The sequence below is a fragment of the Rhizobium sp. P1_E6 genome, from assembly GCF_056405875.1.
In genome coordinates this window covers 1-1,274 of the sequence record NZ_JBFUBG010000283.1, presented here as the reverse complement: position 1 = coordinate 1,274, position 1,274 = coordinate 1, and the positions used below count along the sequence as shown (strand labels likewise).

At 57.9% G+C, this 1,274-nt stretch carries 1 protein-coding gene; it reads right to left on the bottom strand.

Annotated elements, in window-relative coordinates:
• Nucleotides 1-38 precede the first annotated feature (38 nt).
• Nucleotides 39-1,274: Tn3 family transposase (locus AC1D35_RS36255; RefSeq protein WP_477942850.1), on the bottom strand; the 1,236-nt coding region annotated here is incomplete at its 5' end.

Genomic DNA, 1,274 nt, shown 5'->3' with positions numbered 1-1,274 from the left:
GTGCGGAATCGTACGCTAAGGGCGAACGGAATGAGAACTTATGCGACCCGCCGTAGCCCGGCTGGCAGACGGAGCGATCGAAATCCGTTCGGCATCTGATGTTCCGCATCCCAGGTGTAGATGCCGGTAAGGTTGATATGCTCCCAACTGAGTGGCGAGATGTGCTTCAACAGAGTATCAGGAATAGCTCGACCCGATCGCTTTAGCTGTGTGATTGCACGGTCGAGATAGACCGTATTCCAGTGGACGATCGCACTGACGACGAGGTTGAGACCAGAGGCGCGGAACGCTTGGCTCTCGAACGACCGGTCGCGGATCTCGCCCCGCTCGTGGAAGAACACAGCGCGCTTCAGCTTATGGGCGGCCTCACCCTTGTTGAGGCCGGCCTGACAGCGCCGCCGTAGTGCCGGACTTGAGTACCATTCGATCATGAACAGCGACCTTTCGATACGGCCGAGTTCGCGGAGCGCCCTCGCGAGATGGCTTTGCTTCGGAGATGCGGATAGTTTCTTGAGGATCGTAGACGGCACCACGGACCGCGTCGTGATCGACACGGCGAGATGGAGCAGATCGTCCCAGTGATCGAGGATTAGACTGGCATTGATCGGCGCCCCGATATGGTTCGACAGCGCCGGATATGCATCGCTCTTCTCAAATGTGTGGAACTTCCGGTCTTTGAGATTGCGCAGTCGCGGTGAGAACCGCTTTCCGATCAAGGCGAACAGCCCGAAGATATGATCACTGGCACCGCCAGTGTCGGTAAAGTGTTCATGGATGTCGAGGACCGTGTCCTGATCGAAGAGCCCATCAAGCACATAGGCCGCCTCGCTCTCGGTCGGACTGATGGGCAAAATGCTGAAGTAGCCGTATTGATCTGACAGATGGCTATAGAATTTCGATCCGGGCTCGCTGCCGTAATGCAAATTGATGTCGCCGCGCTTTGCGGCTCGGTCGCTCGCACGGAAGAATTGGCCATCGGAGGATGACGTTGTGCCATTGCCCCAAAGGMGRGAATRCGGATGCCGGGTGTGGRCATCGGTRATGCACGCTTGCGCCGCGCGGTAGGTCTCCGATCGRGCATGGAATGTRCGCATCCACCCAATCTGGTGAGCGCTGATCCCCTTGGATGCGCCCGCCATTCGCTTYGGGCCRAGGTTCGTCGCATCGGCCAGTACACCAGCGAGCATGGCAGAGACATTTTTCGGGAYGTCGCCGGTGCKAACATGCGTGAAKKRATCMGCAAAGCMGGTCCATTCATGCACTTCCCTCAGCAA